Here is a 26,166-nt window from a genome sequence, read left to right on the forward strand (position 1 = left end):
ATTTGAACCGTCTCCTCCACCCTCCTCCTTTGGTGTGGATTTAGCCCGAGCCCGCAACCGAGCTCGGGCTTTTTCTTTTCCGGCCCCCGATCGTTCGGCAGCCAGTGCCGGATCACGATTGCCAATAGCCCCGCCCCAGGAACATCGCGCGCCAGACTCGGCGCCACCCGCGTGCCTTCGCTCCGCTGACTGACAGGGAGCATGGTCGCCGTTACGGTGCATTCGGGCGCCTGATACCGCGATAAAAAAATTTGTCGTACAAATTTATTGCAACGCACAAGCCCGGTCGTTAATATTTGAACCGTCTCCTCCACCCTCCTCCTTTGGTGTGGATTTAGCCCGGACCGTCAAACGTCCGGGCTTTTCTTTTTCTGCCGTTCGATTGGCGCCGACAGGACTGATCACGGCTTGCGGGGTCGGTCATTCGCGCCGTTGTGCGCAATTCCTGCGGTCGGGCAGGCCGCCGGGTCCGACATCCAAGGGGTCCGCACGACTGCGGGAGCCATGCAATGTGGCGCCGTCACCCGCGACCGAGGTGATGCCGGTCATTTGCCGCGTAAATCACAGCATGAGAAGATCTCACATGCTTATTATTGAACTACGCACCTATTTCGTCTAGTATTTCAACTGTCTCCTCCACCCTCTCCTCCTTTGGTGTGGATTCAAGCCCGAGCCCTCTCCAGAGCTCGGGCTTTTTTTTCCACCGGCCGACCGCTTCAGACGGCCGTGAGGAGCTTACCTTCGGCATCGCCGGTCGCCTGCCGGCTCCTCACCTCGGGGTAGTAGCACATGTAGCCGCTGGCGCAGTGGCTCGGTGAGTCGCGCAGGCCGACGGCGAACTCGCGCACGGCGTGTTCCGCCTCGCCCGCCGCGATGCGCTCCAGCACGCGGGCGACGAGTTCTACGCTCTTGATTTTGCGTTCGCTCGCGCCCTCGCGACCGGCGATCTTCACCGAATGCACGCCCGCCGCATGCATCGCCGGCATCGCGCAGAGGCCGCAGGGGCCCCACGGAAACCAATTCGGCGCGACCGAGAAGCCGTTGCCGAAGCGGTACCAGAGCCAGCGCTTGTAATCGAGATCGTTCTGCTCCAGGCGGCGCAGCGCACGCGCCTGCGGCTTGTCGCCACCGGTCGCTTGATACTCGAACTGATAGTTGTCGATGCAGATCGGGCCGCCCTTGTTCATCGGCAGATGGACGGTGTGGCAGGCGCCTTCCTCGAACACGCAGCCGTCGTTGAGGACGAAGGCTTCGACGTCGAGCTCGGGCAGCGCCTGCGTGATCGCGGCGATCTCGGCGACCGTGACGTCGCGCGGCAGGATGATGCGTTTGGCGCCGAGCGCAGCGAAGAAGCGTGCGGACTCGACGTTGCGACAGGTGGCGACGGAGCTGACGTGGATGTCGAGATCCGGCACGTTGGCGGCGAGCGAGGCGATCAGCGAGATGTCCGCGACGATGGCGGCCTTGCCGCCGATGCCGCGGAAGCGCGCGCCGATTTCGGTGAGGGCGTCGAGATGCTGTTCGCCGTATTGCTGGGCGTTGAGGACGAGGAAGACTTCGGCGTCGAGCGCGGTGGCCTTATCGACGACGCGTTCGAGGTCCGCATAGCCGTTGAGGTTGCCGAAGACGCGGCGATTGACGCCGGAGGTGTTGAAACGCTGGATCCAGTCGGGCGGCACGACGCCGCAGTAGAGCTCGCGCGCACCGGCGCGCACGAGCGGCTCGACTTCGGCGGGGGCGCTGATGGGGGCGGTGATTCTCATGTCAGGCTCCCGACAGGACGATGCGGCTGACCCAGCCGTTGTTCACGGCCTCGGCAACCGCCGTGGCCATGCCTTGCGCGTGGCGGTAGTACATGGTGTTGCCGCGCTGCGAGGTGTGCAGTTCGTGGGTGCCGGGGCGCGCGCCGACTTCGTTGAAGCCGAGGCATTCGCGGCGGCACTGGTGGCCGGGCGAGAACTTCTCCGGCGTGTCGAGCGACAGCGAGCCGAGCTTGCAGATGCGGCCCTTGGCGATGTAGCCGTAGGGCGCGCGCACGCCGACGGGAAAGTCGATGCCGGCGTACATGTCGGCGGCGCCAAAGGGCGGGAAGTCGAGTTCCAGGCGGCCGATGCCCAGCCCGTCGAGGATGTCGCGGAAGGGGCCCGCGCGCAGGCCGTTGGGGTACATGCGCGCCCAGGTTGCGGAAGGCAGGCGCGGGTCCTTCAGCATCTTGCCGAGGAGGCGTCCGGCGACCGGGCGCAGCGCCGGGAATTCGCGCTGCACGAGGCGCGCCACACCCCAGTCGTTGATGGTGACTTCGCAGCCCGCCGGCAGGCGCGCGAGCGCGGCGCGCAGCGGGTCGAACAGGCCGTCGCAGGCGATCGGCGTGACGAGGCCGAAGGTGAGGCCCCAGCGCTCGCACAGCGCCACGGCGCGATCGATCGATTCGACGCTCGGGAGCAGGTGTTCGCAGAACTCGCTGCCGAGGAAGAAGTGCGTGGGCTCGGCATCGTCGGGCAGCGTGACGCAGTCGCGGGCTTCACCGAGCTGGTCGAGGTAGTCATCGCGCGTGACGCGCTCATGCCGCGCGAAGGCGGCCAGTTCGCGTTCGTCGACGAGGGCAAAGCCCAGTTCGATCGGTCGGGTCGCGCTGTCGGGGGTGGAGGTGTGCTCTGTGCTTGTCATGAATCGATCTCCCCGATTCTCTTGTGTTCCCGCCCCTGCCAGCTGGCGCGGGCGGCGAGGTGAGCTGCGAGCCCTTGCGGGTCCGCCGCGGGGTATTGCATGAAATGTCGGGCGACGATGCCGGTGAAGCGCGCCGTCGCCATGCTCGCACCGCCGGCCGTCTTCCCCGGTCCGGCAGGGGAACAGCCCCAGTCCGCAGCGCCGGACGTCTCGCCATTGAGCAGCGACCACTGTCCGGGCGCGCAGCGCGCGTCGCCGCTGACGGCGAGCACGCCGGGATAGGCCGCGGGGAAGACCGGCGTGCCGCGCGCGGGGGCCGCCGCAACGAGCACGACGCCTTGCGCGAGCGCGCGAGTGCAGGCCCGGCGCAGCACCGTGCGGTCTTCGAGCAGGCCGAGGCTGAGGTTGATGATGCGTGCGCCCTCGTCCGCACACCATTCGATCGCCGCGGCGACCATGGCCGGCGACGGCGCATGCCGGTGCGACGCGATGCGTGCGTCGATGAGACGGGCCGCCGGTGCGGCCTCGAGCACCAACGCAGCCACCGCTTCACCGTGCGGCAGCGGGCGACCGCCGGCGGGCTCGCGACCGACGCTTCCGTCGGCGGCGGGGATGAAGTGCGCCGCCCGATGCAATGCGTGCGGGGGTACGCCGGTGAAGCCGCCGTCGATGATGCCGACCGTCACGCTCATACGACCCTCAACAGCGGTGCGGCGGGCCGGGCCGCCTCGGGCTCGACGAGGCGGCCGTCGCGCAGCTCGACGACGCGATCGACCGCGCCGACGGATGCGAGGTTGTGGGTGATGACGATGCGGGTGCGCCCGGCGAAGACGCGATCGACCGCGCCCATGATCGCCTGCGCGACCGGCAGGTCCAGGCCGGAGGTCGTCTCGTCGAGGATCAGCACCGCCGGGTCCTGCAGGATCGCGCGCGCGAGCGCGAGGCGCAGGCGCTCGCCGCGCGACAGGGCTGCCGCCATCGCGCCCACCGGCCGGTCGAGGCCGCGGGCGTGGGCGAGTTTCGTGAGGCCGGCGAGGTCCAGCGCACGCAGCAGCGCGGACTCCTCGGCGTCGGGGGCGACGAAGCGCAGGTTGTCGCGCACCGTCCCGGGCATCAGCACCGGCTCCTGGTCGACGACGACGACCTGGCGACGCAGCTCGACGAGGTCGAGGAGGTCAAGGCGCACGCCGTCGAGCAGCAGGCGCCCCGCCTGCGGGTCGTAGTGGCGTTGCAGCAGGTCGATCAGCGTCGATTTTCCGGCGCCGGACGCACCGACGAGGGCGAGCTTGGTGCCGGCCGGCACGTCGAGCGTCGCGCCGGCGAGCACTGCCTCGGCTGCATAGCCGAAGCGCACGGCATCGAGCCGCAGCGCGCCCCGCACCGGCTGCGCGAGCGGGACCGGCCGGGCCGGCGAAGCCACGGTCGGCCGCTCGGCGGCGAGCTCATGGATGCGCTGCAGGCTGACCTTCGCGCGCTGCCAGCCCATGAACACGCCTGCGAGCGTCTGCAGCGGACCGGCAGCACGAGTCGTGTAGGCGATGAAGGCGACGACGACGCCGACGGACAGCTCTCCGCCTGCCGCCAGCGATCCGCCGACCGCGAACACCAGCAGCACGCCGAGGCCCGACAGGACGCGCTGCAGGCCGCCGGCGCCGAGCGAGGCGAGCTGCGAGCGGCGCAGCGCGGCGAAATAGTCGCCGTGATGCGCCCGCAGTCCCGCTTCCTGGCGCCGCGCGGCGTTCGAGGCCTGGATGAACTTCATCGCGCGCAGCGACTCGACGAAGAAGCTCGACATCGCGGCGCTTTCCTTGCGCAGCGCCTGCGAGCCCTTTTCGAGCCACGGACGCGAGACGATCAGCGCCGCCACCTGCAAGGGCACGAGCGCGAACACGAGCGCGGTGAGCATCGGGCTCAGGGAGAGCATCAAGACCAGCGCGACGATCAGCGAGAACACGCCGTTGAGCACCGCCATCGGCGCGTCGAGCGCGAAGCGCTGCACCTCGGCGACATCGCCGTCGAGCCGCGACAGGATCTCCCCGCCGCGTGTGCGGGCGTAGTACGTCGGCGCAAGCGTCTGCAGGTGACGCCAGACCTGCTCGCGCAGTCCGAAGAGGACGTGCGCGGAGAGTTTCAGATAGGTGAGGCGCGACAGCGTCTCGACGAGCACGCCTCCGACCATCAGGACGAGGAAGGCCGCGCACAGCCACAGCACGAGCTCGACCTTGCCGCCGACGATGCCCTCGTCCACGAGGCGTTGCGTGAGATAGGGCGGCAGCAGTGCGGCCGCCGAGCCGAGGCAGGACAGGAGGACGACGGTGGCGACCGATCCGGCGCGTTCCCGGACCAGGGGCAGCGCCCACGATAGCGCCTGCGCGGGCCTCGGGCGGCTTCCGTCGAAACGGATCATGGTTCGATTCCCCGAGCCCGGAGGACCGACGATCCGAACGCGCGATGCCCAAGCCAAACCGCCGTGACCAACCGACCGCCGCACGGCGGGATTCGCTTCGCTGCTCCCGCCCTTCGTCCGTTGCGATCAGCACACAGTGCCCGATCCGCACGGCGCAGCCCCCGACGGGAGGCGCTTCGTGCAGAGGCGTCCGCCACGCGTCCAACGAGGCGCGGAGTGCCTCCCGTCGGGGGCGGGTTCAAACCACGAATCGCGCGCATCGACATCGCGATCAGCGCTCAGCGCTTCACGACCCGCATCCAGCCGATCGACTGGTCCGCCCCGCCCGGCATCTGGATTTCGCCCTTCTTCTCGAAGCTATCCGCGTCGTAGATCGCGATCTTGTCGAGTGCGCCACCGACGTAGATCTCCTTGCCATCGCCGGAGATATTGATGGCGTAGAAGGTCTGCTCCAGATCCTTGCGTTTCAGGAGCTTGCCGGTATCGGTGTCGACCTTGGTGAGCTGGTTCATCACGAGGAAGGCCTCGTTGCGGGCTACCGGGCTCACGACCGAGGAGAACATCGCGGTCGTCGCGTTCTCGAACTCCTTGACCTTCAACGTCTCGGAGTCGAGGTCGAACACCGCGATGCCGGCCTTGAAGGCCTCCGGCGAATCCGGCGGGACGTCGGTCTTCGCGACGAAGTACGGCGTCGACAGCGCGCGCGCCTGCTCGAAGGTGCCCCACATCGCGAGCACGTCCGGCTCGCCGATGCCGGGGCGGTTCCAGTGGCGCACCGGGAAGGTCTGCTCGAGTTTGCCGGTCTTGGTGTTGAAGAGGTACATGTCCCAGCCGAGCGCGATGAGGTGATCGGGCTTGCCGGTCGCGGCCATCAGGCTGATGCGGCGCGGCGCCGGGAAGGTGCGGCGCGGCTTGGCGGTCATGCCATCGGCAGTGTCGAACACCGCGATGTAGGTGTCCTCGACCTTGTACTCGGAGCGCCCCAACTGCACCGGCGCCTGATGCACGTAGAGTTCCTTGCCGTCCTCGCTCACCGCGACCGCGAAGAAGCCCTTCACGCGCCGCTGCGGTGTCGAGAAATCGGCGCGGAACACCGGCTTGCCGCTGTCGAGGTCGACGCCGACGACGCTCTCCATGCGGTTCGTCAGCACGTAGGCGGTCTTGGCGTCCTTCGGCACCGCGATCGCGCCGGGGATGCCGTCGCCGGGCAGGTTGATCGTGCGCACGATCGCGCGCTTCGCCGGGTCGACGATATGCAGGTTGTTGGGCCGCGTGACGGTCAGCAGGTATTCCGCCGCGAGCGCGGGCAGCGAGACGGCGGCGCAGCACAGGGCAACAATAACCATCGGCGCCTTCTTGATGGACAGCATCCTCATCGCTCAGTCTCCCGGGAACAGCGTCTGCAGTTCGCGCCAGTCGCGCAGCGCCGAGTTCTTGCCGTCGGTCCAGTCGCGCGCGGTGTTGAGGCTGTCGGCGAGTTGCGCCGGCCACCAGCACGGGTCGGTGCAGCCATAGAGGTCGGCCTCCATCGGCTGACACAGGCTCGCCAGCCCGCCGAAGGCATCGACTTCCCAGCCGGGGTCGAAGGTCGTCGTGCAGCCGACGACGCTGCTCATCAGCTGCACTTCCTCACGGTGGCCGTCGTGCACCGCCTGTTCGATGAGATGCGCCTTGTGGTTCAGGGCTCGCAGTCGTTTCATTGCAGGGCACTCCTTTGTTCGATCGCGGCGTTGAAGAACGCCGGGTTGGCGAGCCCGATCTCGCCGAAGGCTTCGAGGCCGAAGGCCGTCCATTCGCGGATCTGGTCGCAGTATTCGAAAGTCGGCTGAAAGGGGTCGCCGCTCCGCGAATAGGATTCGTGGTAGCAGCCGCCGGCGCACAGGCTGCGGGCGGGACAGACCTGGCAGGCACTGTTCGGTGCCTGTGCGCGCGTCATGAATTGCGACAGCGACTCGCGCGCGATGCCGTTCTCGACATCGCCGAAGGTCTCGAGCTCCGAGCCGGTGAAGCGATGGCACAGCGAGATCTTGCCGCTGGTGCCGACCGCGAGCAGGCCGACGCCGGCGCCGCAAGGCAGGACCTTGCGCGTGCCCATCCACAGGTCGGTCATCAGCTGCTGCATGTTGCCGAAGCCGTGGCGCTTGCCGCGCTTGGCCTCGGACACGTACTCGCGGCCGAGCGCCTTGAAGGCTTCGAAGACGGTGTCGAGCTCTTCCCTGGTCAGGCCCACCGGTGAATCCGGGCCCGCCGTCGCGGGCGCGAAGCCGACCTCGAAGAAGCCCAGCTCGTCGTGCAGATGCTTGTAGATGCCGGCGACGTCGAGGTTGCCGCTTGCCAGCGTGACGCGCGCGCCGACCGGCTTGGACTTGTAGCGCTCGAGCAGCCGCTTCACGCGCATCGCGACCGTCTTGTAGGTGCCGCCGCCTGCGATCGTGCGGCGATGGCGGTCGTGCTGCGCCTGGTCGCCGTCGATGCTGATGGTGATGCCGAAGCGGTGCGCGTCGAGGAAGTCGATGACCTCGTCGGTCAGCAGCGTCGCGTTGGTCGTCAGCGAGAACTCGACCTCCTTGCCGGCCGCAGTGGCCTTCTCCTCGGCGTATTCGACGAGGTCGCGGATGACCGCGATGCGCGTCAGCGGCTCGCCGCCGAAGAACACGATGCCGACGCGCTCGTTCTCGCTCGCCTCTTCCATCAAGAGGTCGATCGAGCGCGTGCCGGTCTGGTAGTCCATCACCGAGGAGTTCTTTGGCGAAGTCAGGTCCTCGCGGTAGCAGTAGCTGCAGCCGAGGTTGCAGCCGGTGGTGAGCGTCAGCACCAGCGTCTTGAGCGGCGAGCGTTCGACGATGCGCGCCGGAATCTCGTAGTGCTTGGGCTGCGGCGCGACGATCCCGAGGTCGACGAAGTCGCTCAGGCTGTCGCACAGTTCGGCCGGGGTGTAGCGCCCGTCGAAGCGCGACTGGATGTCGTCGGCGCTGACCGCGGCGGTCGATTCGAACAGACCGAGCAGATCGGACGCTGCCGGGTCCAGCTCGAAGATCGAAGTCGTCGGCACGTGCAGCAGCACCTGCCGGTCGCCCTTGCGGATCGCGCGGTAATTGTGGGGTTGTACCTGCAATGTTGTAGTCATTGTCTCTTCTCCTTTGCCCTCAGCGCAGCGGCGTCGGGTTCCAGCGCTGCACGGTGACGACGAGCTGCCCTTTCGCGTTCAGCGAGCGCTCGCCGTCTGCGACGGTCGCGACGACCGACAGGTTGCCGACGTTGTTGAGGCCGCGGCGGTTGGGGTTCGGACCGGCGAAGGACGGCAGGAACTGTCCGTGCGGCTCCATGTGGCCGGCGAACTTGAGGTCCTCGTCGTGCTTGGCACGCTCATCGAAAGGCTCGGTCGACCACTTCGCCGGCACGCTGCCCAGGCGCACGTCATCGTCGGTGCCGGGCTTGCCGTCCGCCCCGTCGAGGAAGGCCACGGCGTCGAACTGCGCGGTCACCGGCGGATTCGTGCCGCCGCCGACGCGCGCGATGCCGAACGCCGGCTCGACGCGCAGCGAGTCGATCTGGCGATACACGGCGACGCTCTTGTCGGACGCTCGCCCACCCACCGCGACCTTGCGCACGCCGGGCGCCGCGTCGGCCGCGACCTTCACGCGCACTTTCAGCTGCTCGGCCGACTTGCCCAGCCACTCGACGACTTCGACCCCGGACCCGAGATCGAGCTTCGCATCGAGGCCGGCACCCGCGACCGTCACCGTCGCCGTCTCGCCCGCCCGCAGCATCTGCGGGCTCACGGACACCAGCGCGTTCTTCGCCGCCTTGTCGGCGCGCACCGCCTCGAACGTGGCGCCGATCTCGTCGGCTTTGCGCAGGAACCAGCGCCCGCTCATGCGTGCGCCATCCTCGCTCAGCGCAAAGATCGACTGCGTCTGCTCGTTGCCGAGCTGCGCCGTGCCGCGCCATTCGTAGCCGGTATAGACGAGCGATTCGCCCTTGCCGCGCACGGTGTTGCCCGGCCCGAAGTGCAGCTCGTAGCCGACCTCGTAGCGGTCACTGCCCTTCGCGGTCACGGTCATCGTGCCGGTATAGGCGCCCCAGCCCGGCCGCTCGCCGGCGACGATCCAGCGCCCGGCGGCCGGCCGGTGCTTCGCGCGGCTCCAGTCGCGCCATGCGTCGGTATTCTTCGGGTACATCTCCGCGAGCCGGCCGGGCATCTTGTCGCGCGCGATCTCCCACCAGTTGCGGTCGCGGCCCAGCGCCGAGTACTCCGCGCTGGGGAACTGGCCGAGGTGCGTGTGCATCAGCTTGCGCCATTCGTCCTCATCGCGCCGCTGCAGCGCGACGCGGCCATAGCTGTGGCAGCGCCCGCACATCTGCGCCATTTCCTCGTCGGGCGGCGCATCCTGCATGTTCGGCCGCCGCTCGGTCAGAAAGCGGAACGCTGCGGCCTCGGACGGCGCGAGCCCCTGCCGGTCGGCGAGGTACTTCACCACCGCACGGCGCTCGTCGGGCGTCAGCTCGACCTTGTGCCAGATGCCCATGCGCACGACGGTCATGTCCCAGCCCTCGGGCGTCTTGCGGACCTCGGGGATGCGCGTGAGTTTGCCGTCCTCGAGGTGACAGCTCGCGCACTTCTTGTCGATCACTTCGCGCCCGGGGTCCTGCGCCGCGACGGCGGGCGTCGTGCCCGCCATCCCCAGCACCAGCGCCACCGCGCCGGCGATGCGCAGATGTCTGCGCGTGTGTTTTATGGTCTCAGGCTTCACTTCTGTCTCCACTCTCCGGTGAGGAAATCCGCCGCCCGGTCAATCGCGACAAGGCGGCGCCCCGCACTCACAGCGCCATGATCACGGACTTGGATTCGGTGTACAGGTCGAGCACCGCGCGCCCCATCTCGCGTCCGATGCCGGACTGCTTGAAGCCGCCGAAGGGCATCGCGTTGTCGAGGATGTTGTGGCAGTTCACCCACACGGTGCCGGCCTGGATCTTCGGGATCAGGCGATGCACGCGCGACAGGTCGTTCGACCAGATGCTCGCCGCGAGCCCGTAGGGGGTGTCGTTCGCACGCCGCGCGACCTCGTCCAGATCGTCGTACGGCATCGCGACGACGACCGGCCCGAAGATCTCCTCGCGCACGACCTTCATGTCGTCGGTCGTATCGACCAGCACCGTCGGCTTCACGAAGTAGCCTGCGCCCTCGCCCGCCGCGCCGCCGGCCGCGGCCCGTGCGCCTTCGGCGAAGCCGCTTTCGATGTAGCCGAGCACGCGTTTCTGCTGCGTCGCGGACACCAACGGGCCGATCTGCGTGGTCGGGTCGATGCCGGCGCCGAGCTTCATGCCGGCGGCGATGCCCGAGAGGCCTTCGACGACCTCGTCGAAACGGCTCTTATGCACGAAGAGGCGCGAACCGGCCGTACACACCTGCCCCTGGTTGAAGAAGATCGCCTGCGCCGCACCCGCCGCCGCCTGGCTGACGTCCGCGTCGTCGAGCACGATCACCGGGCTCTTGCCGCCCAATTCCAGCGACACGCGGGTCATGTTGTCTAGCGCCGCCTTGCCGACCAGCTTGCCGATCTCGGTCGAACCGGTGAAGGCGACTTTCTCGACCCCCTTGTGCGACGCGAGCGCCGCGCCCGCCGTATGGCCGAGGCCGGTCACGACGTTGAGCACGCCTGCCGGATAGCCCGCCTCCAGCGCCAGCTCGGCGAAACGCAGTGCGGAGAGCGGCGTCTCCTCGGCCGGCTTCAGCACCATCGTGCAGCCCGTCGCGAGCGCCGGTGCCACTTTCCACGCCGCCATCAGCAGCGGGAAGTTCCACGGGATGATCGCGCCGACCACCCCGACCGGCTCGCGCCGCGTAAAGCCGAAGAACTCGCGGTCGCGGATGATGGGCACCGAGACGTCCATCGTCGAACCTTCGATCTTGGTCGCCCAGCCCGCCATGTAGCGCAGGAAATCGACCACCAGCGCGACATCGACGTGGCGCGCCATCGTCACCGGCTTGCCGTTGTCGAGCGATTCGATCTCGGCCAGCTCCTGCGCGTTCGCCTCGACCAGATCCGCGAACTTAAGCAGCAGGCGCTCGCGATCGACGGGCCGCATCTTCGGCCAGTCACCCGACTCGAAGGCGCGGCGCGCGGCAGCGACCGCGCGGTCGATGTCTTCCGCCCCGCCTGCCGGCACGCTGGCGAATTTCTCGCCGCTGGCCGGATCGACCACCGCCAGCGTCTCGCCGCTCGCCGCCTCGACCCACTCGGCGCCGATCAGCATGCGCCGGGGATTCTCGAGAAAGCGCCGTGTGCCGTCGCTCAGCAGTTGTCCGTGGTAACGCTCCATGTATCTGTCTCCTCTGTCTTATTGGTTGGTTTGTTGGTTTGATCTGGAAGGCGGATGAGCCGACGCCCGGCGTGCGGATCAGGCGTCCGGCCCATCGTCGATCAGCCCGGCACGCGCTACCGCCGTGGCCCGCGCCGCATCGACTGCGTCCCGATCGAGGTCGAGCTGCTGCGCGAGCCGCGACACCAGTCGTTCCTCGAGCCGCTCGAGGTCGCCGTCCGCATAGGCGACCTCCCACAGCATCGTCAGCACTTCGCGCCGCTCGGCGGCGTTGAAGCCCGAACGCACCGCTTCCGCGAACTCCCAGTCATCGAGCACCTCGGCGAAGCGCTCGTCGGCCACCGCAACCAGTTGCTGCGCAGCCTCCTCGGGCAGCGCGAAGTGCTCGCGCAGCAGTCGGGTGATGGCAGCGTGCTCGCGCTCGCTGGTGCGGTGATCGATGTACATCGCTTCCAGCAGCAGCACCGCGACGGCGATGTGGCGGCGTTCGAACGGTCCGGTCTCCAGCCCTTCGGCCTGGAGTTCGCCGGACAGCAGGGCCATCAGTTTGGTCAGCATGCAGGGGTCTCCGGTGTTGTTGCTTCTTATCGGGCAGGCGCCAGGCGCTCAACGCCGAGCTGTCCGGCAACCACCACCGCTCCGGTCGGGGCCGCCATCACTGCTGCAAGGTTCTGCCGATCGGGGCGGATCTCGAGCTGCAGCGGTCCGCCATCGCTGCTGCGCAGGACCACGCCGCCGGCGCCGACGACGATCAGGCCGCCGTTCGCGAGCGCAAGGCCCGAGGTCAGCGACTGCTCGGTCCCGGTCTCGCGCACTTGCCAGCTGTTGCCGCCGTCTCGACTCGCGATCACCTTGCCGCTCATCCCCAGCAGCACGACCTCGCCGTCGCCGCGTTCGAGCCCGCTCCACAGCGACCCCGACACGCCGGTCGCGAGCTTCGTCCAGGTCGCACCGCGGTCGGTCGAACGGAACGCGAGCCCGATTTCGGCGGCGAGAAAGAGCTTGCCGTCGCGCGTCGAGAAGATGTGGTTGAGGTGCAAGTCGGCGTCATGCCCGCTACCAACCGCCATCGGCGCCCAGCCGCGCCCGCCGTCGTTCGTCACGAAGGCCGCGCCGTAGGCCCCGACCGCGTAGCCGCGCTGCGCATCAGTGAAATGCACCGACAGCAGCACCGGCTTGTCGTCGAGCGTCGCCTGCAGCTGCCAGTTCGCGCCGCCGTCGGTCGTCACGAGGATCACGCCACCGTGCCCCACGGCCCAGCCGCGACTGTCATCGACGAAATGCACCGCCGTCAGCAACAGGCTGACCGGCACCTCTGCCTGCTGCCAGGTCTTGCCCTCGTCGGTCGAGCGCACGATCGTGCCGTAGTCGCCCACCGCAACCAACGCATTGCCCGCGCGCACCAGTCCCGTCACCGGCACTTTCGCCGCCAGCCGCGCCTTCATTGCCGGGGCGGGCACCTTGGCGGCATCGGCCGGGCCGGCCGCGAACACCGCCGCGCTGGTTGCCAAACACAGGCAGACCAGGGTCCGCCCGATTCGATTGCTTGTTTTCATCGGGTTCCCCTCAATGGGCCATCAGCGGCGCGCGCACCGGACCGCGCCGCGGGATCAGCACGTCGAGCGTCACCGCCAGCGCCGGCAGCAGCGTGATCGCCATGATCATGTTCATCATGAACATGAAGGTCAGCAGCATCCCCATGTCGGCCTGGAACTTCAGCGCCGAGAACGACCAGGTCGCGACACCGATCGACAGCGTCACGGCCGTGAACACGGTCGCCACGCCGATCTCGCGCAAGGCCTGCTTGAACGCGGTGACGATGTCCTCGCCGTGCGCGAGATGCATCTGCAGCCGGTTGTAGATGTAGAACGCGTAATCGACGCCGATCCCCACCGCCAGCACCATCACCGGCAGCGTCGCGACCGTCAGGCCGATGTCGAGCTCCTTCATGAACCAGTAGCCGAGGAAGGTCGCCAGCGTCAGCGGCACGCAGCACGCCACCATCGCGCGCCAGTCGCGATACACCGCGAACACCAGCACCAGGATCGTCGCGTACACGTAGAGCATCATCGGCAGCTCGGAGTGCTCGACGACCTCGTTGGTCGCCGCCTGCACACCGGCGTTGCCGCTCGCCAGCCGCACGGTGACGCCCGGGAACGGCTGCATCTCGCGGAAGTGCTTCACCGCGGCGACGACCTCCTTGATCGTCGACGCCTTGTGGTCGGCGAGATACAGATTCACCGGCAGCAGCGTGCAGTCCGCGTTGAAGAGGCGCATGCCTTCGGGCACCTGGCGCACCGCCTCGCCGAGCGTCAGCTCCTCCTGCGGCAGCGCCGCCCATTTCGGATTGCCCTCGTTCACCCCGGACGCCGCGAGCTTGGTCATGCCCGGCAGCGACTGCGCCGACAGCACGCCCGGCACGTTCGCCAGATACCAGCTCAAGCGGTCGAGATGGCTCATCACGTCGTGCCGGTAACAGCCGTCCGCGGGCGTCTCAACGACCACCGTCAGCATGTCCAGCCCCAGCGCATAGCGGGCGACGACCGCCTCGACGTCCTGGTTGTAGCGCGAATCGTCGTGCAACTCCGGCGCGCCCGGCAGCACATGGCCGACGTGCCGCCCCTGGCTCTGCCACACCGCCACCACCATCAGCGCGAGGCACACCAGCGTGCCGATCGCCGCATTGCGCGGGTTCGCGATATGCACGCCGATGGACGCCATCATGCGATTGCGCAGCCCTTCGACCTTGCTCGCACGCAGCACGAAGGCGTCGTCGAAGCGGAAGTAGCTCGCCACCACCGGCAGCATGATCAGGTTCGTGACGATCTTGTACGCCACACCCACCGACGCGGTGATCGCCAGCTCGCGGATCATCGGAATCGGCACCAGCACCAGCGTCGCGAAGCCGACGAAGGCCGTGATCAGCGCCAGCGTCCCCGGCACCAGCAGCCCGGTGAAGCTGCGGCTCGCCGCGGTGTAGCCGTCGGCGCCGTTGATGACCTCCTTCGCGATGTAATTCACCTGCTGGATGCCATGCGACACGCCGATCGCAAACACCAGGAAGGGCACCAGGATCGCCAGCGGATCCAGCCCGAAGCCCAGCAGCGTGATCGTGCCGAACTGCCACACCACCGACACCAGCGAACACGCCAGCGGCAGGAAGGTAAGCATCCACGACCGCGTATACCAATACACGGCCGCCGCGGTCAGCAGGAAGGCGAGCGCAAAGAATTCGATGACGCTGGTCGCCCCTTCCGAGATGTCCCCCATCTGCTTGGCGAAGCCGATGATGCGGATGCGGATGTCGTCATCACTGAACGCATCGCGCACTTCGCGCTCCAGCCGCTGGCTGAACTCCGAGTAATCCAGCCGCGCGCCGGTCTGCGGGTCGGGATCGGCCAGCTCGGCGACCACCATCGCCGACGACGAATCGTTCGCGACCAGACTGCCGATGAAGCCACCGACGATCGTGCGCTCGCGGATCGCGGTGATGTTCTCCGGCGTCAGCGCCTTCACCGTCACATCGCCGCCGATCACGTCCTCGGCCTTCATCCCCTCCTCGGTGATCTGCACCGCACGGGTGTTCGGCGTCCACAAGGACGTCACCGTGCGCCGATCGACGCCCTTCATGAAGAACAGCGCCTGCGTCACGTCGTACAGCTTCGTGAGTGCCTTCTCGTTCCAGATGTCGCCGTTCTTCGCCTCGACGGTCACGATGATGCGGTTCGCGCCGAACAGCACCTCGCGATACTGGTTGAAGGTCTGGATGTATTCGTGGTTCTGCGGCAACTGCTTGTCGAAGCCCGCGCTCATCTCGAGGCGCGACGCGAACAGCGCCATCACCGCGGTAAAGCCGAGCAGCGCGAGCAGGATCGGCAGGCGGTGCCTGAAGCACGCGCGCTGCATCGCCAGCACCAGTTTCTCGATCATGTTGGGGTATCCGTTATGCCGGCACCGCGGAAGTCACGCCTCCGCAGCGCCGGCGCTTGCATCAGAACGAGTACGAAACGCTGGCCGAGAGGAAGTCCCGGTCACGCATCAGGTTGTTGGCGCCGCCGCCGTAGAAGGTCACCCACTGGATCGCCCCCTTCCACGCGTCGCGGTAGTTCGCGAACAGCGACAGCGTCAGCGCCTTGCGGCCCTCGACGAAGGGCAGCCCGTTCGGCGTCGTGCCATCGACGTCGTGGTACCAGTCGATCTGCGGCGTCAGCGTCACGCCGGTGCCGGCGACGTTCGGGTAGTTCAGCGCCGCCTCCACCACGTAGCCCCACGACGTCTTGTCCGGCAGCGCATAGTTCGGCAGGAAGTACGGCGTCACCCCGCTTGTGTCGAGCCCCGGGTAATGCGCCACCGCCGCCTCGGCGAGGATGAAGCCGTCCGTCGCCCCCAGCGCCTTCGCGAATCCGCCGAGCGGATCGTTATGCGAGAAGGTGTAGAAGCCCGTCAGGTGGAACTGGTACTTCTCCTCCTCGACGAAACCCGGATGGCTGCCGTGCTCGTAGATGCTGAACTTGCTCGACGGCCCGCCGAAGATGTTGCCGAAGGGCACCGTCGGGTCGATGCCGACGCTGTCGTTGGGCCGGTATGACAGCTCCGCCCCGACCGCGATGTTCGCGAGCTTGGTGTTCGCCGAGATCGCGTACAGATCCTTGTCCTCGCCATAAGCGATGAAGTACCCGGTGACCGCCCCCGCGGTGTTGCCCGTGAAGCCGAGGAAGGGCAGCTTGTCGTGGTAGCGCTGGTACGTGAAGGCAAACTCGGTGTCGATCTCCTCCGCGTTGTAGCGGAAGTTCACGCCGTACTGACCGGTCTTCTTCGGCTTGTTGGTCCCCAGATAGGGCACCGCGATGCCCGCCGCGACGGCGTCCGCGTCCGATATCCCCGGATTGTCGCCGCAGTGTCCGGTCGGCAGCCCCGCGCAGGCGCCCGGTCCGGCGAAGTCCTCGATGATGCTCGTCGGCACGTATGCGACGCGCCGCCCCTTGCCCAGCACGTCTGCGGCCGAGAAGAAGGTCCCCACCGGATCGAACTTGAAACCATTCCAGCCGAACTGGTAGTAGCCTTCGACGCCGAGCTTCTCGGTCAGCCCCAGCGAAGCCGACAGCATCGGCGCCGGAATGAAGATCTCCTTCAACTGCGTGCCCGGCACGTGGAACTTCTGCAGGTCGATCGCGTTGATCTGGTTCACGCCACCGAGGATGAAGATGTCCTCGCCCCAGGAGATCACCTGGTTGCCGAACTTCACCTTGCCCGGCTGATCGCCCAGGCTGAACGTCTTCGCAACCCACAGGTCGAGCACCGTCATCTCGCCGGAAGCCTCATCGGCCACCGACGTGCGCCGCGTGTCGTCCGACTTCGTATCGACGAACCAGTTGAAGCGCGCCAGCGCGCTCCAGCCGCCCGGGTACTTCAACGACAGGTCGTGCGTGCCCTTCAGCACCGCCGAGACGATGTCGCCCTTCTTGTAGTTCAGGTTGCCGTCATCGAAGTTCGTGAAGTTGAAGTCGGCGTTTGCATAGCCGGCACCGTTGGTCAGGTTGTACACCTGCGACAAGTCGTTGTTCGTGCCGTTGTTGCAGCCGCCGCTGTCGTTGCCGAGCGTCTTGCAGCCCGCCGACTGCAAGCGGCTCATCACGCCGTACGAGACGGTACTGTCGAAACTGCCCGAGATCCCCTCCTCGGAACCGAAGCGGAACGCATGGCTCGCCGGCGACCAGCACGCCGCCGCGACCGCCACAGCCAGAATCGACGGCGCGAGCGCGCCCCGACGATGCGAAATCGTCCTTGTTTTCATCGAGATTCTCCCTTGAGTGGGCTGTGGTCAGCGCTCGCCGCGGCGGCGCATTTCGTCCTGGGTGAAGTTCGCTGCCGTCACGCGGCCGTCCTTCGCCGCCGTCAGGTCCAGCACTTCGCCTTCGGCAGTCCAGTTGTCGACCACGTAGCGGCGCGCCACCAGGTCATACATCTGGGTCTCGTAGGCCATGCACGCCCCGACGTCAGGCGCGGCCCACAGGCTGCCTTCCTGCACACGCCACAGGTTGCCCTTGGCGTCGTACATATCCACCTGCAGCAAGGCCCAGGAGTCCTCGTCGAAGTGGAACACCCGCTTCGCGAAGGAATGGCGCTTGTCCGCCTTCACCGTCGCCTCGACCACCCACACGCGGTGCGGCTCGTAGCGCATCAGATCGCGATTGACATACTCGGGCCCGAGCATGTCCTTGAACTTCTGCTTCTTGTTGATCAGCTTGTAGGAGTTGTACGGCACGTACATCTCCTTCTTGCCCACCAGCTTGTAGTCGTAACGGTCCAGTGCGCCCGTGAACATGTTGATCTGGTCGACGAAGTACAGGTTGTCGAAGCCCGCGATCGGATTGTCATAGGCAAAGGTCGGCGAGCGACGCACGCGGCGCTGACCGGGGAAGTAGATCCACGCATCCTGCGGCTTGTCGATGTAGGCGTGGATCAGGTAACCCTCGCCCGCGCGCGACGGCGGCGTCAGCACGTCGTACAGCAGCTTCGACTCCACGCCACCCACGTCCGCCGGCCCGGTCACCTTCGGGTCGTTGAACGGATACATCTCGTACGCCCACTGCTTGTTCTCGACGTAGCTGCCATCCTTCTCCGGCATCAGCGCCGAGATCTGCGCGCGGCGGCCGAGGCCCGTGTAGCGCAGCTTGTAGTTCCACATCACCTCGGCACCCGACTTCGGCACCGGGAAAGGCACGCCGGCGCCGAACACCTGCTCGAGCTGCCAGCCGTCCGCGCCCAGCTTCGCGGCCGTCGCGTTCTTCTTCGTCTGCGTGGCGACGAAATCCGGCACCGGACAGCTGCGCCGGCTCGGATAGACGTCCATGCGGTAGCCCTTGTATGCCTTGATCAGCGCAAGCTGGCCGGCCGAGAGCTTGTCCGCGTACTTGTCGACGTTGGCCGCGTCGATCGAGAACAGCGGCTTGTCGTCCTTGAAGGGATCCAGGTGTCCCGGCTTCCAGCCGGCGGGCACCTGCGTCATCCCGCCGCTCCACGCCGGAATCGCACCATCCTTGCTCGCTGCGGCCTCCGCGCCGATCGGCGTCAGGGCCTTGCCCAGCGTTGCCGCCTCGGCCTCGGTCGCCGCCGCCCGCGCGCCCCCGCTGCCCAGCACCGCCGCGAGCGTGATGCAGATGAGCGCGCGGCGAGGCGAGCTCGTCGTCGTCTTGATCATGTTGTCGTCTCCTCACTTGATGTGATGTGCCGTTCGATTCGGCTTTTTTTCCGGTTGTCCTCGGCCGCGTCCTCGCGCAGCGGTACAACCGATGGAGGCGATTGTATGAAGCGGTTCCCCGGAGCCGTTATCCGAAATCGGCAATCCGCGACGAGATGCCGGGGACGCCCCCCGACAGGCCGCGCGACACGGTTCATTAGAAAGATTTCACTGTTCCGCGTGGGACTTTTGTATTAGTTTTGAAAGATAATCAAAGCCATAACTACAAACGGCCCTTTCCGGTCAGGAGACAATCGGGAAATGGATGCTCACACCCTCGCCGGGCGCAACGGCATCGCGCGCACTGCGGGCGACGACGCGTATTCCGTCGTACATCTCGACACCCGCGACGCAGACGACCACGCAGCCTGCCTGCAACACTGGAATCAGCGCTACGACCAGCTTTCGGCCGGCACCTTCACGGGCCGATTCGACGAATTCTGGTTCGACAATGTCCAAGTGTTCCGCGAACGGACCAATCAGGTCGTGCACGAGATCGGCACATCTTGGGAAGGCTCGCGCACGATCGGCGTGCCCGTCGAAATCGACGGCACCGGCTGGTACTGCGGCGAACTCTGCAGCCTCGACTCGATCATCACGCTCAAAGGCGGCGAAGACCTCGACTACCGCACGCCACGCCTGCACGACATAGTCGCCGTGACGACGGACAACGAAGCCTTCACTGACTACGCACTGCGCGTCGAACATCGCGACCTGGAAGCCGAAATCGGCAAGCGGCGCATCATTCCAGCCACGGCAGACCAGGCCGCGACGCTGCGCAGCTTCCTCCTCACCGTGCTTGCCAGCCTCGAGGCCACCCCGGAATTGCTGCGCCATCCGCAGATGCGCAAGGGCCTCGAACAGGCGATCTACGGCAGCATCGTCGCCGCCATCACGCCGCGCGAAGACACGCCGCGCCCGGCCACCCCCTGCCGCACCCGCCAGCTCATCGTCGACCGCGCCCGCGAGTACATGCGCGCGCACATCGACGCACCGATCACCGTCGCCGACCTATGCACCGAGCTGCGCGTCTCCCGCCGCACGCTGCAGTACAGCTTCCAGGACATCCTCAACCTGAACCCCGTCAGCTTCCTGCGGGCCTTGCGCCTCAACGGCGTGCGACGCGAACTCAAGTCCGCCGACCCGGCGAGCCACCAGATCGCCGACATCGCCGCGCGCTGGGGCTTCTGGCACCTGTCGCACTTCGCGTCGGACTACCGCGCGATGTTCGGTGAGCTGCCCTCGGACACCCTGCGCCAAGCCACGCCCTCCACCCACACATGATCCGGTGAAACCCCTCAGGCCACCTTGAAACGGCTCACGTCGGCAAGCAGGCTCCCCGCCAGGCTCTCCAGCCGATCCGCCGTGCGGTGGCTCTCGACCGCAATCGCGCTGTTCTCCTCGGCCATGCGCGCGATCGTCTCCACGTTGCGCGCAATCTCGGTCGACGCAACGCTCTGCTCGCGCAAGGCGTCGGAAATCTCGGCCACCGTCTCCACGACCCGGCCCGCTTCGTCGCGAATGCTCGACATCGCCGTCCCCGCCTGCTGGGCGCGCGCAACGCCCGCATTCACCTGCGTCACGCCGCCCTGCATGCTCTCCACGGCATCGCGCGCATCGCGCTGAATCGCCCCGACCATCTGGGCGATCTCCTGCGTCGACTGCGTCGTGCGCTCGGCCAGCTTGCGCACCTCGTCCGCCACCACCGCGAAGCCACGCCCCTGCTCGCCCGCGCGCGCCGCCTCGATCGCCGCATTCAGCGCCAGCAGGTTGGTCTGGTCGGCTATCTCCTTGATCACATTCACGATCGCCGAAATCTGCTCCGAGCTGCGGTCGAGTTCGGTAATCGTATCGGCTGACCCGGACACCGCGCGCGCAATCTCCCCGATATCGGCAACCACCGACTCGACGATTTCGCCCCCTTCTCCCGACAGCTTGCCCGAGCGCTGGGCGAGCTCGTTGGCATTGCTCGCATTGCCGGCGATATGGTCGATGCCCACCGTCATCTCTTCCACCGCCGCCGCCATGCTCGACGCCGCCTCGCTCTGCCGTTGCGAAGCGGTGTCGATCTGGCGAGCCGACTCCACCATGCCGCGCGCCGTCTCAGCCACCTGCCCCGAATTGCTCTGGATGTTCGTGATCAGGCGACACATCGTCGACGCCATGTCGTTGAAGCTGTCGGCGATCATGTGCAGCTCGTCGCGGGCCTGCAGCCTGATCGCCGTCGTCAGGTCACCGGCCGCCAGCCGGTGGCTGCCTTCGGCGAGCCGCTTCACGCTGCCCATGATCGACAGATACACCCCGACGGACAGGTAGGCGATCGCCACCGCGACGACCACCAGCACGGCGACGTTGAAATGCAGCACCCGCTGCGCCTCGGCGATGCGCTGCCGCAACAGCTCGTCCAGCGTCGGCAGCAGGATTTCGTTCATCTGCCGGTAGCCCACCGTGATCGCCTCGGTCGTCATCCCGAAGTACGCCGACGACGACGTGCTCTGCAGGTCGCCCGCGAGGATCTGGCGCACCACCCCGCTCACGGTCGCCAGCTTGCCGTTCATTTCCGCGAGCGACGACTCCAGCCGCTGTCCGAGGTCCGGCCGCTGTGCAACAATCTTGCGGATGTTGGTCTCGAGATCGCTCACCGCCTCGGTCACGTCACCCGCGAGCACGCTCACGCCGAGCTTGCCCGCATCGTCGATCGTGCCGCGCGCGAGCGCCGCCGACCCCCTGGCGCGCAACTGGCCCGTGCGCTCCAGCAGGTAGGGCATGCGGATCACCGCCGTCGACATCAGGTAGTAGCTGTCCTGCTGCGGATCGAAAGTCAGGCCGTACTCGTCCGCGACCGCGATCTGGAAATCCAGCAGATTGTCGATCAGCCGCGTATGCGTCTGGAAATTCTCGGGCTGGCTCAGCTTGAGCCCCTCCTGCTTCAGCGCACTCCAGCGCGAACGGATGTCGCTCCACCCGCTGCTGCGCACGGATTGCGGCAGCGCCGCCTCCAGCGTCTCGAGCGCACGATCAACCTCGACGGCCTTGTCTGCGCGCATCGCCCTCGCACTCTCCAAGCCCCCGAGCATCGCCGACGACAGCCCGCGGTGCTGCTGCATCAGTTCGACCGCCCTGGAGATCGGCCGCGACAGCTCCGACGCCACGAGTTCGCGCTCCGTCCGCTCGATCGTCGCATTCAACTGGCGTGCCAAGGTCAGCATCAGGCTGGCAAAGGCCACCAGGATGATCAGGCCCAGCAGGCCGAACTTCACCGGGTAACTGCAGCGATTCATCAGCCCCACTGCAGGTGCAAAAAGTACTTTCACGATGCGCTCCACAAACATGATCCGCACGCCTTCGGGCCGTCACCGGAGAACCAACACATAGTCCGGCGCGGGGCATGCTGGCGATATAAGCGTATGGAGAAATACCGGAAAAGTACGTGATCCGCATCAAGAATCCATGCACGCCACATGCATTTGTCACAGAACCGGAAATTCCCGTGCCCCTCCCCGCTTGCATCCGCCGCGCGGACTTTCCCAATCCCGCATGCACGGGGGGGCAAAACACCTATTGATCGGCTCGCGGCAAGCGCCCAGAATACTCGTCGGTATCATGCCGGCTGCACAGCAGCCTCCGGCACTGCTGTCAGGACAAGCACACATGCTCTTCAATACGGTCAACCAGCACTGCCTGGAGCACATCGTCGAACTCGCGGAAACGCGGACGGTGGAAGCTGCAGAAGACATCTACGACGAACGCGGGATCAAGCTCTGGGCGAAGGGCAAGCCCGTATCCGCCGACCTGCAGGAAAAACTGCTGCGCCGCAAACTCGCGAAGCCGCTCGAAGCGACCCTTGCCGTCGAGGGCGCCGTCGCATTCGGCGATGTCGCCAGCGCATGCATGGCACACATCGAAGAGAACCCGCTGCTCGCCCGCATCGTCAACCGCGACGCGATCGGGCTCATCAACGGCATGCGCAACGTACCGCTCCCGCAGCCGCTGCGCCTTCTGCTCACCACCGCGCATGCCAAGGGCACAGGCAGCTTCAAGCATGCACAGACCACCGTGATCATCTGCGCCGGAATCGCCGCGCGTCTGAACGCGACCGATCACGACGCCCAACTCCTGCTGATGGCGGCCCTGGTGCACGACCTCGGCGAGATGTACATCAACCCCGACTACCTGAACAACAGTTACCGGCTCAAACCGGGAGAATGGAAGCACGTGGCAAGCCACCCGCGCGTCGGCCAGCTCCTCATCGCCGAACTCACGACGCTGCCGGCCGCTGTCGGCCAGTGCGTCGCGCACCATCATGAACGCCTCGACGGCAGCGGCTACCCGAACCAGGTGGACCGCAGCGGGCACAGCCGGCTCGGTGCGTGGCTCGCGGTCGCCGATTCCGTCGGCGCCATCCTGTCGCGCGGCGACGACGGCGCCGCCCTGCGCGCCTCGCTGGCGCTGCGCATCGTCCCCGAAGAATTCGACCACGATGCGGTCGCGGTCATCACGCAAGCCTTGCGCAATGGCGACGACGTGTTCGGGACAACGCCGGAGGGGAGCTTCAACGCACGCGTCCAGGAAAGCTGCCGACGCATCAACGCCGCCATGGCAGAGGCCGAATCGCTGATCGCACAGGCCCCGACGCCCTTCGTGCGACATACGGCCACCAATGCGCTCGCCCTGCTCCACAACCTGCTCAAGTCGCTGCGCTCCACCGGCGTCATGGAGGCCGATTCGCTCGGCGTCGGCAACCTCGACAGCGAACTCATCGCCGAAATCAATCTCGTGATCCGCGAAATCGAATGGCGCATGCGCAACCTCGCGCGCAACCTGCACCTGCGCGCCGAAGCGCAGACGGAAGGGTGTCCCCTCGAGCGAATCGCCCCGCTGATCCGCGCGCTCGACGGCAGCAGCAATCCCGCGACCGACTGACCGCGGCGCGGCCTGCGCCGCGCCGGACTCGGGACGGACGTCCAGGCAGGGTAGACTTTCACGAACAACATGCATCCGGGGGCGCAATGAAGGATTTCGAATCTCAGGCACGAGCATTCGGCGAGCAGATCGAGGCCGAAATTGCCGAGGGCCATCTCAGCTTCCCGACCTCGCTCGATGTCTCATTGCGCATCAAGCGTCTCGCCGACAGCCCGGCGTCCTCGCTCGAAGAGATCGCCGCGGCGGTCAAGACCGAACCCGTTCTCAGCGCCAAGACGGTGCGCATGGCCAACGCCGTCGCCCTCAACCCCCAGGCCACCCCCGTCACCAACGTCGCCGATGCCGTGCGACGCATCGGCCTTTCGTCGCTGCGCTGCCTTGCCTTCGCCGTGGCGGCCGAACAGCTCGCGCAGGATCACCGCTCGCCCAAGATGCGCACCATCGCCTCCGGCCTGTGGATGCACGCGATCGATGTCGCCGCCTGGTCCGGCGCCCTCGCCCGCGAACTGCGCGTCGTGAATCCCGACACCGCCATGTTCGCAGGCATGCTGGCCGACATCGGGCAGTTCCTGCTGCTGGCCCGCGCAGCCGAGTATCCCGCCCTGGAAGACGATCTGCCACGTTTTGCAGCGTTCGTGAACACCTGGAGCGAACCCGTCAGCGAGGCCGTGCTCGATGTGTTCGAACTGCCCGAATCGATCCTGGACGCGTTCGAGTGCAGCAATCCGTACGGCGGCTCCTGGCCCCCCGCGAACCTCGCGGACATCCTTTTCGTCGCGGAGCTTGCGGCCGAAACGCCCAATCCCTTCGACAAGCTCCTCGGGCTGGACCACCGCACCAGCCTGCTCGACGCCGCCACGCACGGCATCAACCAACAGGATCTGGACCATCTGCTCGAATCGGCCCGCGAGAACCGCCAGCTGATCCTGGCTGCGCTCCGCGGCTGACGCCCCCAATGCGCGTCACCCTCGTCCATCCCGCCGGTTTCAACTTCGTTCCCGGACAGCCCGATTTCTCCGTGCTGGCCAATCGGATGGCGCCGATCGGCATCCTGTCGCTCGCTGCCTGGCTGGACCAGCACGGCCACCAAACCGCCGTCCACGACTGCCTCGGCCCGTTCGCGCCGCCCGGCATCGAGGCCAACGTCGCCGCCATCCTCGCCACCGAACCCGAACTCGTCGGTTTCTCGGCGACGACCTCGGCTTTCATGGACGCCGTCGACATGGCGGCAAGCATCCGGCGCCAGCGGCCGGACATCCGCATCGTGCTCGGCAACGTCCACGCCTCGTCGATCGGCGCGCCGCTGCTCGAGCACTTCCCCGAGATCGACTACCTGTGCATCGGCGAGGGCGAAGGCCCCCTGCTCGACCTCGCCGACGGCAAGCCCGCGGCCGCGATCGACAACCTCGTGTGGCGCGACGGCCCGCGCATCGTCGCCAACCCGCGCCGGCCGCGCATCCTCGACCTCGACGAGCTGCCCTTCCCCGCCTACGAAAAGCTCGCCGGCTTCCCCGACGGCTACCATCTGCCGCTCTTCTCGTACGCCAAACGCCACGGCGCCACGATGATCACCTCGCGCGGCTGCCCCTACACCTGCTCGTTCTGCGACCGCACCGTGTTCGAGCGCCTCTACAAGGTCAATTCGGCCGCGTACATCTACGCGCACATGAAGCACCTGCGCGACAAGTTCGGCGTCCATCACATCAATTTCTACGACGACCTGTTCACCGCCAGCCGCAAGCGCGTCGACGAACTGTGCCGCCTGCTCATCGAAAAGCCGCTGGGCGTGCAGTTCAACTGCGCCATCCGCACCGGCCACACCTCGCAAGAGATGCTGCACCAGCTCAAGCGCGCCGGCGCGCTGATGGTCTCGCTCGGCATCGAATCGGCCGACCCGGCGATGATGGAGCGCCACAAGGCCGGCGTCACCCTCGACGCCGTGCGCGACACCGTCCGCAAGATCCACGCCGCGGGGCTGCGCGCCAAGGGCCTCTTCATCTTCGGCCTGCCCGGGGAAACCCCGCAGACGCTGCGCGCGACCAGCGACTTCATCCTGTCGCTCGATCTCGACGAGATGAACATGACCAAGTTCAGTCCCATGTACGGCGCGCCGATCTGGGACGAATGCGCAGACGGCAGCAGCGGCGACTTCCGCGAAGACTGGCGCCTGATGAACTGCCTCAACTTCATCTACCGTCCCGAAGGCTTCGCCTCGCGCGAGGAGATGGACGCCCTCTACAACTGGCACGTCCGCCGCTTCTACGACAGCAAGGGCTACCGCCGCCGCTTCGCCCACCGCCTGCGGGAACACCGCTGGAGTCTCTGGCACCTCGTCAGGAACCTGCCGCGCGCGCTCAAGGCCGCCCGCTACTTCAGCGCCAACCGCGCCCAGCTCGAAGCCGCCCGGCGCGACTTCCCCACGCACCCGCGCCAGCCCGCCGGATTGAAGGCCCAACTCGGAGTCGACCTGCAGGCTGACAAGGCGCGTTCCGCCGCCCCGCCTTCCGTCGTCCGCCTGGAGCGATCCCCCACGGCACGCGGCGCGGTCCAAGGATCGCACGGCCATGCTGCGCAGCAAGTTGTCATTGCCCCGCGCGGCGCATAA

General features: G+C 67.0%; 19 protein-coding genes. 4 read left to right on the forward strand and 15 right to left on the reverse strand.

Annotation, left to right across the window (positions count from 1 at the left end):
• Nucleotides 1-716 precede the first annotated feature (716 nt).
• From GPA27_RS00530 to GPA27_RS00595, 14 genes are all read right to left on the reverse strand, one after another.
• Nucleotides 717-1,763, reverse strand: a complete 1,047-nt coding sequence (locus GPA27_RS00530) for a U32 family peptidase (protein WP_169136720.1) — start codon at nucleotides 1,761-1,763, stop codon at nucleotides 717-719.
• A gap of 1 nt (nucleotide 1,764) precedes the next feature.
• Entirely contained in the window at nucleotides 1,765-2,667 is a 903-nt protein-coding gene (locus tag GPA27_RS00535) for a hypothetical protein (RefSeq protein WP_169136722.1), read from the reverse strand.
• Nucleotides 2,664-3,359: a subtilisin-like serine protease QhpE gene (qhpE, locus tag GPA27_RS00540; protein ID WP_169136724.1), complete on the reverse strand. Its 696-nt coding sequence runs from the start codon at nucleotides 3,357-3,359 to the stop codon at nucleotides 2,664-2,666. The genes GPA27_RS00535 and qhpE overlap by 4 nt, the downstream gene beginning before the upstream one ends.
• Nucleotides 3,356-5,074 (reverse strand): ABC transporter ATP-binding protein, encoded by a 1,719-nt coding sequence (locus tag GPA27_RS00545; protein ID WP_169136726.1) that lies wholly within the window; start codon nucleotides 5,072-5,074, stop codon nucleotides 3,356-3,358. Before GPA27_RS00545 ends, qhpE begins: the two co-directional genes overlap by 4 nt.
• A 278-nt stretch (nucleotides 5,075-5,352) precedes the next feature.
• Nucleotides 5,353-6,450 carry a quinohemoprotein amine dehydrogenase subunit beta gene (peaD, locus tag GPA27_RS00550; RefSeq protein ID WP_169136728.1) on the reverse strand — a complete coding sequence of 366 codons (1,098 nt, stop codon included), beginning with the start codon at nucleotides 6,448-6,450 and terminating at the stop codon, nucleotides 5,353-5,355.
• Between the two features lie 3 nt (nucleotides 6,451-6,453).
• Nucleotides 6,454-6,774: a quinohemoprotein amine dehydrogenase subunit gamma gene (gene qhpC / locus GPA27_RS00555; protein ID WP_169136730.1), complete on the reverse strand. Its 321-nt coding sequence runs from the start codon at nucleotides 6,772-6,774 to the stop codon at nucleotides 6,454-6,456.
• On the reverse strand, nucleotides 6,771-8,201 hold the full coding sequence (gene peaB / locus GPA27_RS00560; protein WP_169136732.1) for a quinohemoprotein amine dehydrogenase maturation protein: 1,431 nt from the start codon (nucleotides 8,199-8,201) through the stop codon (nucleotides 6,771-6,773). Before peaB ends, qhpC begins: the two co-directional genes overlap by 4 nt.
• A gap of 19 nt (nucleotides 8,202-8,220) precedes the next feature.
• Nucleotides 8,221-9,828 (reverse strand): quinohemoprotein amine dehydrogenase subunit alpha, encoded by a 1,608-nt coding sequence (peaA, locus tag GPA27_RS00565; protein WP_169136734.1) that lies wholly within the window; start codon nucleotides 9,826-9,828, stop codon nucleotides 8,221-8,223.
• 67 nt (nucleotides 9,829-9,895) lie between these two features.
• Nucleotides 9,896-11,398: an aldehyde dehydrogenase family protein gene (locus GPA27_RS00570; protein ID WP_169136736.1), complete on the reverse strand. Its 1,503-nt coding sequence runs from the start codon at nucleotides 11,396-11,398 to the stop codon at nucleotides 9,896-9,898.
• A gap of 78 nt (nucleotides 11,399-11,476) precedes the next feature.
• Entirely contained in the window at nucleotides 11,477-11,956 is a 480-nt protein-coding gene (locus tag GPA27_RS00575; RefSeq protein ID WP_169136738.1) for a tellurite resistance TerB family protein, read from the reverse strand.
• A gap of 26 nt (nucleotides 11,957-11,982) precedes the next feature.
• A complete protein-coding gene (locus GPA27_RS00580; RefSeq protein WP_169136740.1) occupies nucleotides 11,983-12,954 on the reverse strand; it encodes a WD40/YVTN/BNR-like repeat-containing protein in 972 nt (323 codons plus the stop codon).
• Between the two features lie 10 nt (nucleotides 12,955-12,964).
• Nucleotides 12,965-15,328: an efflux RND transporter permease subunit gene (locus GPA27_RS00585; protein WP_169136742.1), complete on the reverse strand. Its 2,364-nt coding sequence runs from the start codon at nucleotides 15,326-15,328 to the stop codon at nucleotides 12,965-12,967.
• Nucleotides 15,329-15,389: 61 nt separating this feature from the next.
• Nucleotides 15,390-17,192, reverse strand: a complete 1,803-nt coding sequence (locus tag GPA27_RS00590) for a DUF1302 domain-containing protein (protein ID WP_169136744.1) — start codon at nucleotides 17,190-17,192, stop codon at nucleotides 15,390-15,392.
• Nucleotides 17,193-17,219: 27 nt separating this feature from the next.
• On the reverse strand, nucleotides 17,220-18,599 hold the full coding sequence (locus GPA27_RS00595; protein WP_169136746.1) for a DUF1329 domain-containing protein: 1,380 nt from the start codon (nucleotides 18,597-18,599) through the stop codon (nucleotides 17,220-17,222).
• 300 nt (nucleotides 18,600-18,899) lie between these two features.
• Between GPA27_RS00595 and GPA27_RS00600 the strand changes: the two genes are divergently transcribed.
• Nucleotides 18,900-19,922 (forward strand): helix-turn-helix domain-containing protein, encoded by a 1,023-nt coding sequence (locus tag GPA27_RS00600; RefSeq protein WP_211164753.1) that lies wholly within the window; start codon nucleotides 18,900-18,902, stop codon nucleotides 19,920-19,922.
• A gap of 14 nt (nucleotides 19,923-19,936) precedes the next feature.
• On the opposite strand, the gene GPA27_RS00605 is transcribed toward GPA27_RS00600, so the two are convergent.
• Nucleotides 19,937-21,952, reverse strand: coding sequence for a methyl-accepting chemotaxis protein (locus tag GPA27_RS00605; RefSeq protein WP_169136748.1), 2,016 nt, complete (start codon nucleotides 21,950-21,952; stop codon nucleotides 19,937-19,939).
• A gap of 337 nt (nucleotides 21,953-22,289) precedes the next feature.
• Here GPA27_RS00605 and GPA27_RS00610 point away from each other — a divergent pair, with 337 nt between their 5' ends.
• From GPA27_RS00610 to GPA27_RS00620, 3 genes are all read left to right on the forward strand, one after another.
• Nucleotides 22,290-23,561: an HD-GYP domain-containing protein gene (locus tag GPA27_RS00610; RefSeq protein WP_169136750.1), complete on the forward strand. Its 1,272-nt coding sequence runs from the start codon at nucleotides 22,290-22,292 to the stop codon at nucleotides 23,559-23,561.
• A gap of 86 nt (nucleotides 23,562-23,647) precedes the next feature.
• Complete coding sequence (locus GPA27_RS00615) at nucleotides 23,648-24,508, forward strand: HDOD domain-containing protein (protein WP_169136752.1); 861 nt, start codon at nucleotides 23,648-23,650, stop codon at nucleotides 24,506-24,508.
• A gap of 8 nt (nucleotides 24,509-24,516) precedes the next feature.
• Nucleotides 24,517-26,166 (forward strand): B12-binding domain-containing radical SAM protein, encoded by a 1,650-nt coding sequence (locus GPA27_RS00620; protein WP_246260883.1) that lies wholly within the window; start codon nucleotides 24,517-24,519, stop codon nucleotides 26,164-26,166.

It is taken from the genome of Aromatoleum toluolicum, assembly GCF_012911005.2.
Classification (GTDB): Bacteria; Pseudomonadota; Gammaproteobacteria; order Burkholderiales; family Rhodocyclaceae; genus Aromatoleum; species Aromatoleum toluolicum.